Source organism: uncultured Microbulbifer sp. (assembly GCF_913055755.1).
In the GTDB taxonomy this organism is placed as follows: domain Bacteria; phylum Pseudomonadota; class Gammaproteobacteria; order Pseudomonadales; family Cellvibrionaceae; genus Microbulbifer.
Map to the genome: position 1 here is coordinate 18,510 of NZ_CAJXKH010000041.1, position 14,052 is coordinate 32,561.

The 14,052-nt window shown below is 59.4% G+C and carries 11 protein-coding genes; 4 read left to right on the forward strand and 7 right to left on the reverse strand.

The genetic code is table 11. From position 1 onward, the window contains the following. Both QZ511_RS08815 and QZ511_RS08820 read right to left on the reverse strand, forming a co-directional pair. A complete protein-coding gene (locus QZ511_RS08815) occupies nucleotides 1-1,023 on the reverse strand; it encodes a nitronate monooxygenase family protein (RefSeq protein WP_295801752.1) in 1,023 nt (340 codons plus the stop codon). Nucleotides 1,024-1,073: 50 nt separating this feature from the next. Then, a complete protein-coding gene (locus QZ511_RS08820; RefSeq protein ID WP_295801753.1) occupies nucleotides 1,074-2,243 on the reverse strand; it encodes an acyl-CoA dehydrogenase family protein in 1,170 nt (389 codons plus the stop codon). A 173-nt stretch (nucleotides 2,244-2,416) separates the two neighbouring features. Between QZ511_RS08820 and QZ511_RS08825 the strand changes: the two genes are divergently transcribed. Further along, nucleotides 2,417-3,055 (forward strand): TetR/AcrR family transcriptional regulator, encoded by a 639-nt coding sequence (locus tag QZ511_RS08825; protein WP_295801754.1) that lies wholly within the window; start codon nucleotides 2,417-2,419, stop codon nucleotides 3,053-3,055. A gap of 60 nt (nucleotides 3,056-3,115) precedes the next feature. Beyond that, a complete protein-coding gene (locus tag QZ511_RS08830) occupies nucleotides 3,116-4,750 on the forward strand; it encodes a choline dehydrogenase (RefSeq protein WP_295801767.1) in 1,635 nt (544 codons plus the stop codon). Here QZ511_RS08830 and QZ511_RS08835 read toward each other — a convergent pair. From QZ511_RS08835 to QZ511_RS08855, 5 genes are read right to left on the reverse strand one after another with little or no spacing between them, the layout of a single operon-like run. Continuing rightward, complete coding sequence (locus QZ511_RS08835; protein WP_295801755.1) at nucleotides 4,747-5,166, reverse strand: type IV pilin protein; 420 nt, start codon at nucleotides 5,164-5,166, stop codon at nucleotides 4,747-4,749. The two genes, QZ511_RS08830 and QZ511_RS08835, sit on opposite strands and share 4 nt — an antisense overlap. A gap of 43 nt (nucleotides 5,167-5,209) precedes the next feature. Beyond that, entirely contained in the window at nucleotides 5,210-7,216 is a 2,007-nt protein-coding gene (locus QZ511_RS08840; protein ID WP_295801756.1) for a prepilin-type N-terminal cleavage/methylation domain-containing protein, read from the reverse strand. A gap of 29 nt (nucleotides 7,217-7,245) precedes the next feature. Next, nucleotides 7,246-8,436 carry a pilus assembly PilX N-terminal domain-containing protein gene (locus QZ511_RS08845; RefSeq protein ID WP_295801757.1) on the reverse strand — a complete coding sequence of 397 codons (1,191 nt, stop codon included), beginning with the start codon at nucleotides 8,434-8,436 and terminating at the stop codon, nucleotides 7,246-7,248. Next, complete coding sequence (locus QZ511_RS08850; protein ID WP_295801758.1) at nucleotides 8,436-9,203, reverse strand: PilW family protein; 768 nt, start codon at nucleotides 9,201-9,203, stop codon at nucleotides 8,436-8,438. The genes QZ511_RS08845 and QZ511_RS08850 overlap by 1 nt, the downstream gene beginning before the upstream one ends. A gap of 1 nt (nucleotide 9,204) precedes the next feature. Further along, entirely contained in the window at nucleotides 9,205-9,846 is a 642-nt protein-coding gene (locus QZ511_RS08855) for a GspH/FimT family pseudopilin (RefSeq protein WP_295801760.1), read from the reverse strand. A 481-nt stretch (nucleotides 9,847-10,327) separates the two neighbouring features. On the opposite strand from QZ511_RS08855, the gene QZ511_RS08860 reads away from it, so the two are divergent. After that, the gene (locus tag QZ511_RS08860; RefSeq protein ID WP_295801763.1) at nucleotides 10,328-11,503 is read left to right on the forward strand and encodes an efflux RND transporter periplasmic adaptor subunit; all 1,176 of its coding nucleotides are present in this window, start codon (nucleotides 10,328-10,330) and stop codon (nucleotides 11,501-11,503) included. Between the two features lie 12 nt (nucleotides 11,504-11,515). Beyond that, nucleotides 11,516-14,052, forward strand: a 2,537-nt coding sequence (locus QZ511_RS08865; protein WP_295801765.1) for an efflux RND transporter permease subunit, incomplete at its 3' end; no start/stop codon positions are given.

A 14,052-nucleotide genomic window follows, 5' to 3' on the forward strand; every position in this document is an offset into this window, starting at 1 on the left:
TCAGACCTGATCTGTACAGGGCTCCCGTGCCGCCGTCGTCTCCGTTGCCGGTTGCAGGCCCGATGCGCGGGCGCGGATTACCTGCTCCGCCTCCGCCACCATGCGCGTCAGCAACGCACTGCAGCTGGGAATATCGTCGATCAGGCCGATGACCTGGCCCGCGGTCCAGATACCGCCTTCCACATCCCCGCCTTCGAGCACGTTCTCGCGCCCGCGGGCACCGGCCACCAGCGGCTGCAGGTCGGCAAAATCGGTATCCCCGGGGCGACCCTCGATGGACACCACCTCCTTGGCGATGGAATTGCTGAACACCCGTGCGGTATTGCGCAGGGTGCGGAAAATCAGCGTGGTCTGGCGCTCGTCCGCATCCACCATCGCCTGTTTCACATTCTGGTGTACCGGCGCTTCGCGGGTGGCGACAAAGCGCGTACCCATATTTACCCCCTCTGCCCCCAGCATCAGGGCCGCCGCCAGCTGGCGGCCGCTGCCAATACCGCCGGAGGCGATCATCGGAATTTTCAGGCGCGCTGCGGCCACCGGCAGCAGCACCAGGTTGGTCACATCTTCCTCCCCCGGGTGCCCGGCGCACTCAAAACCGTCGACACTGACCGCATCGCAACCGATGGACTCGGCCTTCAGCGCATGGCGCACCGAGGTGCACTTGTGAATCACCTTGACCCCGTGCTCCTTGAACAGCGGGATGAACTCCGCAGGATTGCGCCCCGCGGTCTCGATCACCTTGACGCCGCCCTCGATGGCCGCGCGCGCATATTCGTCATAGGGCACCGGATTGATGGTGGGCAGGATGGTGAGATTTACCCCGAACGGCTTGTCCGTCATCTCGCGGCAGCGTTGTATCTCCTTAAAGAGGTCTTCCGGTGTTGGCTGGGTTAGCGCGGTGAGAATACCCAGCCCCCCGGCGTTGGACACGGCGGATGCCAGCTCGGCACGCCCCACCCACATCATGCCGCCCTGAATGATCGGGTGTTCGATACCCAGCATTTGCGTAATCTTGGTTTTCACGGTCTAGCCCTCTGCGACAAACTGGTAGCAGTTCATTTGAAAAAATACGGTTATTTTTTTGCGGCCTTCTTCTCGCGGAAATCCAGCCCCATATCCCGCGAGATAATTTCCCGCATAACCTCACTGGTGCCGGCGTAAATCCGCGAAATACGCGCGTCGGCATAGCGGCGGGAAATACGGTACTCATCCATATAGCCGGCACTGCCGTGAAATTGCAGGCACTGGTCCACTACCCGGCCTTCCAGTTCGGAGCAGAACAGCTTCACCTTGGCGGCATCGGCGCCGCTGAGCTGGTCCGCGTTCAGTTCCAGCACACAGTGGTCGACAAATACCTGCGCCACATCCAGTTCGGTCTGCATACTGGCAAACTGGAAACGGTTGTTCTGGAAGCTCGCCACCGGCTGGCCGAACACCTTGCGCTCGCGGGTAAACTCCAGGGTTTCCTCCAGCGCCGCGCGGGCGTTGGCCAGTGAACAGGTGGCGCTCTGCAGGCGCTCTTCGGAGAGGTTCTGCATCAGGTAATAGAAGCCCTTGTCGGGCTCGCCCAGCTGGTTGGCCTTGGGCACGCACACCTCGTCGAAAAACAGCTCCGCCGTGTCCTGGGCTTTCATGCCCAGCTTGTCCAGGTTGCGGCCTCGGCTGAACCCTTCCATGCCCCGCTCCACCAGAAAGAGCCCGACGCCGTATTTCTCCGTGTCACTGGTTTTCGCCGCGACCACGAACAGGTCGCCGATGATGCCATTGGAAATGTAGGTTTTTGCACCACTGATTTTCCAGTGGTCGCTGCAGTCCACCGCGCGGGTCTTCATCGCCGCGAGGTCCGATCCGGTATCCGGCTCGGTCATGGCGATCCCGAGAATCGTCTCGCCGCTGATGCACCCGGGGTAAAAGCGGTCTTTCTGCTCCTCCGATGCCAGATTGCCCAGGTAGCGGCCCACCAGGCGATTGTGGGTGGGAATAAAAATATCCCCGCAACCGGCGCCGTAGAGCTCCTCGATCAGCACCTGCTCATAGCGGAAGTCATTCAGGTCGAGGCCGCCAAAGCGCTCCTCCGCCCACATAAACAGGAAGCCGTTGTGCCCCGCCTTGCGGAAAATTTCCCGGTCCACCACCCCCTGCTTGCGCCACTCCTCCATATGCGGCACCGCCTCCGCCTGCAGAAACTTGCGCACGGAGTCCCGAAACATCTCGTGATCATCATCAAACAGTTTTCGCTTCACGGCACCGACCTCCCTAACCTCGGTTTTGCCATTTCCCGGCAGCATACACACACTTACTTGCTTGTTACAAGTATGTTTGTTGGTTAGACTGACCGGAAGTGGAGAAGAACGGCGTAGAATTACCCGCGAATGCACGCCGACAACGCACACCCACATCAACAGGAACCCGAGGTATGAGCCCGACCGCGACCCGCAACAGCGGCAAAAAAGAGCGCATGACCCAGGCGGAGCGCACCGCCCAGTCCGACAGCCAGATGTTCGATGCGGCCATCCGTCTGATCGTCGACCAGGGCCCCCAGCGCGCAACCCTGGCAGACATCGGCATCCACGCCGGTTACAGCCGGGGGCTTGCCGCCTACCGCTACAAAACCAAGGATGTGTTTTACAGCGCACTGATCGAGCACCTGCACCACCTGTGGTGTGTAGAGCTGGACGCCACCATCAGCGGCACTCGCGGCATGGACACGATCGTCGCGGCGGTAACCGCACTGCAGAACTTCGTACGCAGCAATCCCGACCACCTGCACGCCATGTACAAGCTCTACTACCACACCATCGATCACCATTCGGAGATCACCCAGAAGCTGCAGGAAATCCACCAGAACCAGCGCAAGCAGGCCGCGCTGTGGATTGCGGAATGTCCGGGTTACGAAAACAACCACACGGAGGCGGAGGCCTTTGCCGAGCAGTACTGCGCGCTGGTATTTGGCGCTATCTACCAGTGGCTGGTATCCCCGCAAGCCATCGACCTGGATAAATTACTGGAGAACTGCAAACTGAGCCTGCGCCTGATTGCCCGGGCCGAACCCTGACCAGACACTCCAGACAAACAACACAAATCCACGCGCAATAATAAAAACGAGGCAGCAGTGATGAAGGTAGAGGAATTCGATTACGTAATCGTCGGCGGCGGCTCCGCCGGTTGCGTGCTGGCCAACCGTTTGAGCGAAGACGGACGCTACAGCGTATGCCTGCTGGAAGCGGGGCCAAGCGACAACAGCCTGCTGATCCGCATGCCCATCGGCATCGGCTTTCTGGTCGCCGGTGAAAAATACAACCTGCCCCACCACACCGAGCCGGAAGCGCACCTGAATGGCCGCCGCCTGTTCTGGCCGCGGGGCAAAACCCTCGGCGGCTCGAGCTCGATCAACGCCATGGTGTATATCCGCGGCAATCCCGGCGATTACGACGACTGGGAAAAGGCCGGCAACCCCGGCTGGAACTGGCAATCCCTGAAGCCCTATTTCCTCAAGGCCGAAGGCAACGAACGGGGCCGCGACAGCCACCACAACGACAGCGGCCCGCTCGCGGTTTCCGACCTGCGCTGGAAAACCCGCGCCGGCGAGGCGTTTATCCGCGCCGCCACCAGTGCCGGCCACAGCGCCAACAACGACTTCAACGGCCAATCGCAGCTGGGCTTCGGCTTTTACCAGGTCACCCAGAAAAACGGCCGCCGCTGTTCCGCGGCAGCTGCCTACCTGCACCCGGCGGCCACCAGGGAAAACCTCACTGTCATCACCGGTGCGCGGGTTGCCAACCTTGTCATGCAAGGGAATACCGCCACCGGGGTACAACTGATCGGCGGCCCAGAAATCTGCGCCCGGCGCGAAGTGATTCTCTGTGCCGGTGCACTGCAATCGCCACAGCTGTTGCAGCTCTCCGGCATTGGCGATGAGCGACAGCTGAAATCCCTGGGTATTCAGCCGCGCCTGCACCTGCCCGGTGTCGGCGAGAATCTGCAGGACCACCTGGATGTGACCCAGGTGGTGCGGGTAAACCGCCCCATCACCTTTTCCAATTCCCTGTGGCCCACCCTGAAGGCCGCCGCCAGCCTACCCAGATTCCTGTGGGGCAATGGCGGCATGCTGACCAGCAACGGCGCCGAAGCGGGCGGGTTTTCCCGCTCATCCTTTGCCCGCGGCTTTGCCGACCTGCAGTTTCACCTGACCTCCGCCCCGCTGTTCGACCACGGGCGCCACCGCCCCGGGGGCTACGGCTACTCACTGCACGTCTGCGGACTGCGGCCAAAAAGCCGCGGCAGCATAAGCCTGCGCTCCACCAACCCCAGCGACCTGCCGAGAATCCGCGCGAACTTCCTCAGCGAACCGGAGGACCTGCAAGTGTTGATCGAGGGAGTCGAGCAGGCGCGGGAGATTATCGAGCAGCCGGATCTGCGGCAATTTCACAAGCACTGGTGGTTGCCCCAGCGCCGCCTGAATTCCCGCAGTGACATCGAGGAATTTATCCGCGAGCACGCCGAAAGCGTTTATCACCCGGTGGGCAGCTGCCGTATGGGGGACGACCCGATGGCGGTAGTGGATGGACAACTGAAAGTGCACGGCGTGGAAGGACTGCGGATAGTGGATGCCTCGGTGATGCCGAATATTGTCAGCGGTAACACCAATGCACCGGTGATTGCTGTGGCCGAGCGGGCCGCAGAGCTGATTCTCGGCAGAGCATCCTCGGCTGCACCTGCTGCGGTGACAGAAGAAGTAGCAGTGGATTAATCCCAGCAATCCGCCGGGGACTTGATGCCCGCCGGGTATTCATATTTGAGCGGGTCACAATCCGTGTCGACCGCCTGGCGGCCAACCGGATCGGCGGTGATGGTATAGCCATTACCCGAGGCGGCAGTGACTGCAATGGTGTAGTAACCGTCTTCACTGGTATCGCTGAAGTTCAGTGCGCTGTTTGCGGCATCTGCGCCACAGCTATCCGCGGTACCCAGTTTTTCGGCGTAAAACCGGCAGTTTGCGCGAAACTTCTCCTGCTCGAGCTGCAGTTTCAGCAGAGCCGACATACCGTCCGAGCGGCGCGATTTCAAAATAAACTGCTGGTAGGAAGGCACGGCTATTGCCGCCAGGATTGCCAGAATCGCTACCGTTATCAGCATTTCTATCAGGGTAAAGCCTTTACTTCTCATCACATCGCCCCACTGCCCATTTTTATCACTATCAACCGTCGCACTAGGGACATGCGCCCGCATTGTTCTGGATAATCAGATTCAATTCATTCTCCCCGCTGATGCCATCAGCGGTGGCCACCCCGTCAACCAGATCGAGTATTCCACTGCTGGTAACAGTAGCCGGGCACAGGACACCACCGGTCAGCGTGAATGTGAGCGTGCCGCCCCAGTTGGTTGACACATTCGAATAATCTTCGCTAACACATTCGTAGGAGAGGCCGGCGCTGCCTATCTGGCATTCACCACTGCTGATGGTGACACTATCCAGTACCCTTCTCGGATCGTCCGTGGCTACCAGACCTGAAATAACAGCATATTTCCCTACTTCACAGCTGATAGTCTGCCCCGAAATATCAGCAGTCAGAGCCGTGGCAAACTCCAGCGGGTTAGGTGAACAGAAAATATTCTGCTCATTCTCCGCAGCAGTGGTATGAAGCATTCCTTTCCAGCCCAACCCCCAGTCGTAAACATCACATTCGTATGCGGCCTGGTAGCCCCCACCAGACGCCGTAAACCCGTCCAGCAGGCAATTACCCGGCCCATCGGACGTATTCACCCCAATCGAGTTGAGAATTTCGTCGCTGATGACATTGCCGGGCGAAGCGCTGACGACCACCGAGCCTGAGATAACATGCCGTTCCACCGGAGGGTTGGTGGGGTCATAGGGGCAGGTGACTTCGTGGCCGTGCATGTCCGTGTCATAGTTATCCAGATAGCCGTCATTCAGGCACACGAAATCATCCGGATTGCCCGCAAACAGGTCACCGGAAACACCGTTACTGGTGGCATCCGCGCGTACCATGGCGCCCTGGGAGATACAGTTACTGCCCTCGGTACTGCTCGCAGACATTGAGGAAATCACGAAATCGTGGGAGTGATCGGAGCTGTCCGGATTGGGCAAGATAACCCCATCGGCAATCCCGTAGGACGTGTAGACACGGTCGCCGGTATCGCCAGTGGTGACGGGGGTACCGTCCGCATTCTTTGTGTAAATCATGCCCCGGTAGGCGCGGCGCGCGGCGATTACCGGTGTTTCCCACGCATTGGTGGAAACCGGATCCCCCTGGCAGATCTTGTCCCCCTGCTTGAGCCCGCTGGCCAGCAATATACCGATATTGCCGTGCCAGCCGCCTCCCAGGTAACAGGTGTAATCAAAGCGGTAGTAATCTTCGCTTTCGGTCAGCAACAGGCTGTTATTGGTAATATCTTCAATCGGCTGCGCCTCATCACCGACCGTGATGTAGCGCGTGCAGTAAGCGGCGTCCGACGCCTGCACATAGACGTCCTGGGGATCGAGCGACTTCTGCGTCGCCTTGTCGATAAACACCTGCCCCTTGATCTGGACGAAGTCCGTGCACTCCCCATCCTCGGTACTGCACGCATCCTCCAGGGTCAGCACGATTTTCTGGCCGGATACCAGGTTTCTATTGCCATCGGCATCAAAAGTCCCGGTGCCGTCGTTATTGGAATCCGGAGTCACCCCCGCAGGCACATTGCCCCGCCCCAGCCTGGCTCGCCCCATCGGGGACGGCAGGACAATACCCCCCTGCTCAGCGGCCAGCGCACCGGGAGCTCGCGGCGAGGAAAATGCCAGCTCGGTATCCAGGGTCACGTTTTGCGTCTCGCCCGTCGCATCCACCCAGTCGACGGTAACCGCTACAACACGCAGGTCCCCGTTTTCGGCTATGGTCTCCGTGCGGGAGAAACTGGCGTTTACCCCTTCGATCGTTGCAAGATTACCATCGGTATCCACCGGATAAAGTGCCTTGAATTCATCCAGGGTGTCTGCCTCATGCATGTAGTTGCGCATATCGTCCAGGCGACCCTGGGCGATTGCCAGTGCCTCGGTCCTGGCCTTGTTGAGGGAACTGATACCGAAATATTCACTATGCATTTTCCCCAGTGCCAGCACCCCAACCGCCAGTACAAACATCGCGACCAGGACTTCGATAAGCCCTATGCCGCGAGAGTTTCTGGGAAATCTAGACATCACTCTGGAATTTATCATTATGCTTTCCACCAAATGAAATGCCGCACTTAAAAGTCCTTCCAGGTGCCTGCAACCCCGACCCGGGCACCGGCGTTTTCCAAATCTGCCATCACATCGGAGTTGTACCAGACATCCATACTGCCGCCCGCGTCACTACTCAAATTTCCGGCGATAACAATGGTGCCTACCACTGTCATATTTCCACTAATATTTGCGTTGCCGGTAATAAATACCAGGCCGTTAAAATTTGGCGTGCCGTTGAATGTGGCATCGCCATTGACGATCAGGATCGATGGTTTACTGTCCCCGGTGCCACAGGTTTTGTTTCCCTGAAGTGCAACCGCACATCCTACCGACGTGTTGTTTTCAAATTCCGCATTTCCCTCCACCCAGATCACTTCGTGGGTCGCAAGCTGAATATCCTCATTCACACTGGCGGGCGTTGTCTCCAGTGAGACCAGGCCGGAATTGCGATAGGTCTCGGGGGACATGCCGAAGTAGTTCTCGAACAGTTCCGAGGGAGAAAGATTGGCGAGACTGGTATCGTTCTCGATAACATCCAGGCCAACGGTCAGCTTGTTGGATGACGCCACCGTGTCGCAGGTCATTGGGGTATCCATACACTGCGGGTAGTTGGAATCCCCCATATCGGCCACCTCGGTGGCGGTACTGTTGTTGGAGCCCAGGTCCACTTCCCCACCGCTCCAGATGGTGCTGTGCCCCTCCGGGTTATACACGGTCGCCGAGCCATTGATCCCCACGTTGCCCTTGGAGATAAACGGGTTTGCCGGATCATTGGGCAATGGATCGATCACCCCCAGGAGCTGGCTGACAACATGTCTTGCCGAGCGGTCATCGCTAAATCCCGTAGACATAACCGTTATGCCACTGCCACTTGCCGCAGTGCTCACCACTACACTGCCCCGGCCAATATTGACCCCACTGGCATCGCCAACCCCGTCATTGTCGGTATCGAATACCGGGTCGATCGCACCGTTGTCATCCCGATCCGGACCATCGCCAAGATAGGCAAGTGCGGCTGACAGGCCTGCCTCTGCCGCCTCGAAGGCCTGCCGGGCTCTTCCGTCGTTATTGGAAACTACCTGCTCCTGGCGGACAAAATTGAATGTCGTCAGCGCCGCGATCCCGGTAAGGGCGAGAATGATCACCGCAAAGATCAGGGTCGACACGCCCCGCTGGTACTTCAGAGAAGCTGCTGAGAAACAGGAACCGTGCATTACCATTTCCTCACCAGATCGTTTCGCACCCTGACCAGTTGCGTGATGGATACCCGTACTTCCCGGTCGCTGACCAGCTCACCTTCGAGCGTTATCGCGATCTGCCGTGTTTCCACGGTGATATCGCCACTGCCGACCGTCGGTTGAACCTCGTAACAATCAAATTCCTTGTCATCATCGACACCGACATCACCGCCGTTCTCCACGCCGTTGGGTTCGCGAACATTCAGGCAGGTGGAAGGCGCTGCAGCGTCTTCTGTGTCAAAGGTCAGGTTGGTGACATTGACCAGGTTGGGGTCGGTGAGATCATTCCAAACATCACTATTGCAGTCATCATTCTTCGCGCTGGCGGCAACGCCAGACAGGCGCATCTGCACAACGCCGTTATTCAGCCGAAAGCCAAAGAGATTGGTATCTTCCACTGAACCGGTGTCGTTGGAATCATAGGTATAGAGGATACACTGGCCAGAACTGCCGCCCGCAGTGGAAGGAATCACAGCCAAAGCGGTGCCCGTTTCCGTATTGAATGGATTCTGTGCAGGCGCAGATCCGGCATTTTTCCAGTAGCCCGCGCGGCGGATATCGTGAACCATTACGTTCATCAACGTCATCAGTTCCTGATTCAGGCGGCTGGCGGAAATCGAAGCTGCGCTATTGACGATGGTTGTCACGAATACGGACGATGCCGCGCCCAGCACGATAAGCCCGATGGTCAGGGAAATCAGCAGCTCGATAAGAGTGAGACCACGTTGTTGTGCAAGCTGCATCTCAGCACCCCCTGTAGCCGGATACGCTGCCATCGGGCGAACAGATCCGCACGTTGCCGAGCACGCCGACCACGACCTTGAGTTTCAGACCGCGGTTTGACTCCAGAAGAATTTCGCCCGTGCGCAGCGCGCCGGAACTGTCCCTGGCGGTCCCAAGCACCGGGTCGAAAACTATGCTGTTAGCACCGCCGGCTCCGGTGAATTGCATTTTTATATCCCGGTGGTCCCCGTTAGTGAACAGCATGAGCACTTTGTCCGCAGTGTCTACGGTGCCATTCAGGCCATGTACAGAGCCGTCCCCATCGTCGATCACCAGCGTGCACGCATCGTCCGCGCCCGCGGTGGTCAGCCCGGTATCACAGCTTCCATTATTTGCATCACTGATCCCGTAGGCCCAGGTGGCAGTGTTATCGGCAGAAAAATTTACCCCGACCTCCACCTTGCGACTGACCGCTTCAAAGCGCGCCCGCTGCATATGGGAATAGATTTGCTCGCTGGTATTTTTCAACCGGAGTTTGTCAAACATCCCGTTAAAACTGGGAACACCAATACTCAGCAGGATGCTTGCGATCGCAAGCGTGACCATCAGCTCCAGCAGCGTAAAGCCGGACGGGGAGACTCTTGGGGGATGAATGGAGCGCACCGACTTTATTCCTTTATATTTTCATAGCGGCTTCCGCGGGTTGCGCGCCAAAATCACAGCCACTGTTGTTGGGCCTTTCCATGGCGCAACATTTACCAACCCGCTGATCTATTACTACTAGTAGCCACACACCAAATTGCCAACTGATTTCACAAAATAGACACGGTATTCATTCGTCTCACTGCCGGCTTCGCCAAAGTATTCGCGACAACACTTCAGAGCCGCGCCCCCGTCCCGGCCCCGAGTCAGGAAAGTCACATTGAGGCGGGATACCCAAGGGCCCAAATATATTTTCACGGGCCTGCATCCAAACCTGCCCCCCACCCAGTCAATAGGTCAGTGAGCAACAGACATTCAACGCTTATCCGGCTCGGCCTGGCTTTCCGCCCGTAGCCGGCCCCCAGGTTTCGTGATTCCATGGAGCCCAAACTGACCCGGCGATCGCCGTTGGCAAACTTCACAATCCAGGCAGATGAGAGTGATGAACAATAAATATTTGAAGGCTGCAGCACCGGTAGTGGTGCTGGCGTTGGGCTTTGGGGTTGTACAGATTATGTCCGCCTCCAAACCGGCGCCGGAGAAAAAGGAAGAGGAGCAGCGGCTGGTATCGCTGATGTATTCCGAGGCCCGGGAACAGGCGGTCCATCTCGCCGTATCTACTCAGGGGGAAGTGCGCGCGCACACGGAAATCGACCTGACCCCGGAAGTTTCCGGCCGTATCGTCGCCATCTCCGACAATTTTGCCGAAGGCGCCGGATTCGAGCCCGGCGAGACGCTGATCCGACTGGACGATGCCGATTACCAGCTGGCAGTGGCCCGCGCCAAGGCCGGCGTGGAGCAGGCCGAGGTTCTGCTGCTGCAGGCCAGGGCGGCCGCCGGCATCAAGCGTCAGCAGTGGCTCGACCTGAACCCCAACCGGGAGCCGACACCGCTACAGGTCAACCAGCCCCAGGTAGAAGAAGCGGAAGCGAACCTGAGTTCCGCCCAGGCGGAACTGGCCAATGCAGAGCGCAACCTCGCCCGCACCAGAATCAAGCTCCCCTATCGCGGACGTGTCGCCCTGCGCAATGTGGGCGTCGGCCAGTATGTGACTGCAAGCACGACTCTGGGTCGGGTATTTGCCACCGACCGCGTGGAAGTGCGCCTGCCCCTGACCGATACCCAGCTGCAGGAACTGAGCCTGCCCATGGGCTTCGTCGCCGGCAAGAAAAACCCGGGCCCCCAGGTCACCCTGTCCGCCCAGGTTGGCTCCAGGCAGCACCAGTGGCAGGGACGTATCGTGCGTACCCAGGCCGCGATTGATCAGCAAACCCGCCAGATTTACGCGGTGGCAGAAGTCAGTGACCCCTATGGCAAGGGCGCCAGCGACGGTGTACCACTGGCAGTGGGCCTGTTTGTTACCGCCGAGGCCGAGGGCGTGCAGGAGCGCCAGGCCGTAGTGATGCCGCGGGAAGCGTTGCGCAATGCCGACAAGGTATACGTGGTCAATAAAGACAACCGCCTGGATATCCGCACCGTGGATGTACTGTCTACCTCCGAAAACCGGGTCGTGGTGGCCGCCGGCGTCACCGACGGTGAACGGGTAGTGACCTCCGCCGTCGCCAATGCGGTGGACGGCATGGAAGTCCAGCCCATTACCCACCTGGCCCGCAACTAACGGAGTGCGCACATGAACAGCTTGATCGCCTGGTGGGCGCGCAACAGCGTCGCCGCCAATCTCGCCATGATCGGCATTTTCGTTGCCGGCATTATCGGCTTCGGCAGCATGGAGCGGGAAATGGACCCGCAGGTACGCTTTCCCGGCCTGGAGATCCGCGTTTCCTGGCCCGGTGCTGCACCGCAGGAAGTGGAAGAACAGATTGTCGCCCGCATCGAGGAAGCGGTCAGCGACATGGACAATATCGATTGGGTGCGCTCCAGCTCCTCCGAGGGCTCCGGTGAGGTGTATATCCTGGCCGAGTCCAACGTGGATTTCGCGCGTTTTATGAATGATGTGAAGATCCGCGTGGACGGCATTTCGTCATTCCCGCGCGATATCGAGCCACCGCAGGTACACCAGTGGGTCAACCGCCAGGAATTTATCCGCGTGGCGGTGCACGGAGACCTGAGCGAGCGGGAACTGAAGCGACTGGCGGAACAGCTGCGGCGCGAGGCCGCTACCCTGCCGGCCGTTTCCGTGGTGGAGCTGTTCGGTACCCGCATGGAAGAAGTCTCCATCGAAGTGAGCGAACAGGCTCTGCGCCGCTACGGCATCACCTTCCAGGACGTGGCCGATGCCATCCGCGCGAGCTCCATCAACCAGTCCGCCGGTACCGTGCGTACCCAGGCTGGCGCCTACCAGCTCAAGGTGCGCAACCAGGCCGATAGCGAACAGGAATTCGCCGATATCATCGTGCGCCAGACCGCCGACGGCGGCACCATTCGCGTCGGCGACGTGGCCAACGTGGTGGACGGGTTTGAAGACAATGAAATCCTCGCAACCCTGAACGGTGAATCCGCCGTGCTGCTGCAGGTGATGAGCACCGAGACCATGGATATCGTCACCGCCTCGGATTCGATCCGCAAATGGATTGCTGAGCGCAGCGAAACCCTGCCCGCCGGCGCCAAACTCACCCTGTGGACCGACAACGCCGTGGACTTCAAGGGGCGCATGGAAACCATCGGTTCCTCCGCGTTCCAGGGCCTGATCCTGGTACTGCTGGTACTGGTATTCAGCCTGCGCCCGAAAGTAGCGTTCTGGGTCGCTGGAGGTATCGCCACCGCCTATGCCGGCGCCTTTGTACTGCTGCCGACCGTGGGGGTTTCCCTCAATATGCTCTCCACTTTTGCCTTCCTGCTGGTACTCGGTATCGTGGTGGATGATGCCATTGTGGTGGGGGAAAGCATCCATACGGAATCCCACAACCCCGAGCACGGCAACGACGAAAAAGGTCGCCTGAATGCCGCGGTGCTCGGCACCCAGCTGGTGGCAAAGCCCGTAATCTTTGCGGTGGTCACTACCATCTTCGCCTTCCTGCCGTGGATTTTTATCAGTGGTTCCACCAGTGAGTTCACCCGCCATATCACCTGGGTGGTGATCCTCGCGCTGCTCTTTTCCCTGATCGAATCCCTGTTCATTCTGCCGGCCCACCTGCGCAACCTGAAGCCGCGCACCGAACTCGGCCGCTTCGGGCGCATTCAGAAAAGCATCGCCGACCGCATTATCTACTTCGCCCAGAATCACTATCGCCGCATCGGCCAGTGGGCGGTCAACCGCCGCTACCTGACCCTGAGCATTTTTATTGCGGTGACGATGATCGGCTTCGGCATGTTTGGCAGCGGCTGGGTCAAGAAAAGCTTTATGCCGGAAATCGAATCCGATGAAGTCACCGTCAACGTGGTGATGCCGGAAGGTGCCCCCTACAGCCGGGCCCTGGAAGTGCTGGCACAGCTGCAGGATGCAGAGCAGCGCCTGGTAGACGAAGTCAACGAGCGCACCGACGGCAAGGGCGTCCTGATCGAAAACTGGTATACCCGATCCCGCCGCGACAGCGTGATGGCGATCGTCAAACTGGCGCCACCGGAAGTGCGCGATATGTCCGCCAAGGAAGCCGCCCTGCGCCTGCGGCACCTGCTCGGGGACATTCCCGATGCGAAGGAAGTCTCGGTGCAGTACTCGTTTAACAATGGCGGCCCGGGCTTTGAACTATCCATCCGCCACCCGGACCTGGACGTCCTGCGCGCGGCCACGGCCGAACTGGAAATGCAGCTGCGCAGTTACCAAAGCCTGTATGACGTGCGCAACAATCTCGAAGGCGCCTCCGAGGAGATTCGCATCGATTTGAAACCCGGTGCAGCCAAGCTCGGGCTGACCCTGGCAGACGTCAACCACCAGGTACGCCAGGCCTACTTCGGCGAGGAAGTGCAGCGCCTGCCCCGCGCCGGCCAGGACGTAAAAGTCATGGTGCGCTACCCACTGCAATCTCGCCGCTCCATCGAGAGCCTGAAGGACTTCCGCGTGCGCACCGCCGACGGCCGCGAAGTGCCGCTGCTGGCCGTTGCCGACCTGCACTACGCCCCGGGCATCAAGCGCATTCAGCGCTGGAACGGCAACCGCGCTGCACGGGTGATGGCAGACCTGAAGGACGACGTGCGCGGCGAGATCATGAAGGACCTCAACGAAAACTTCTTCCCCGAGTGGGAGAAGCGCTACCCGGGTATCGTGCG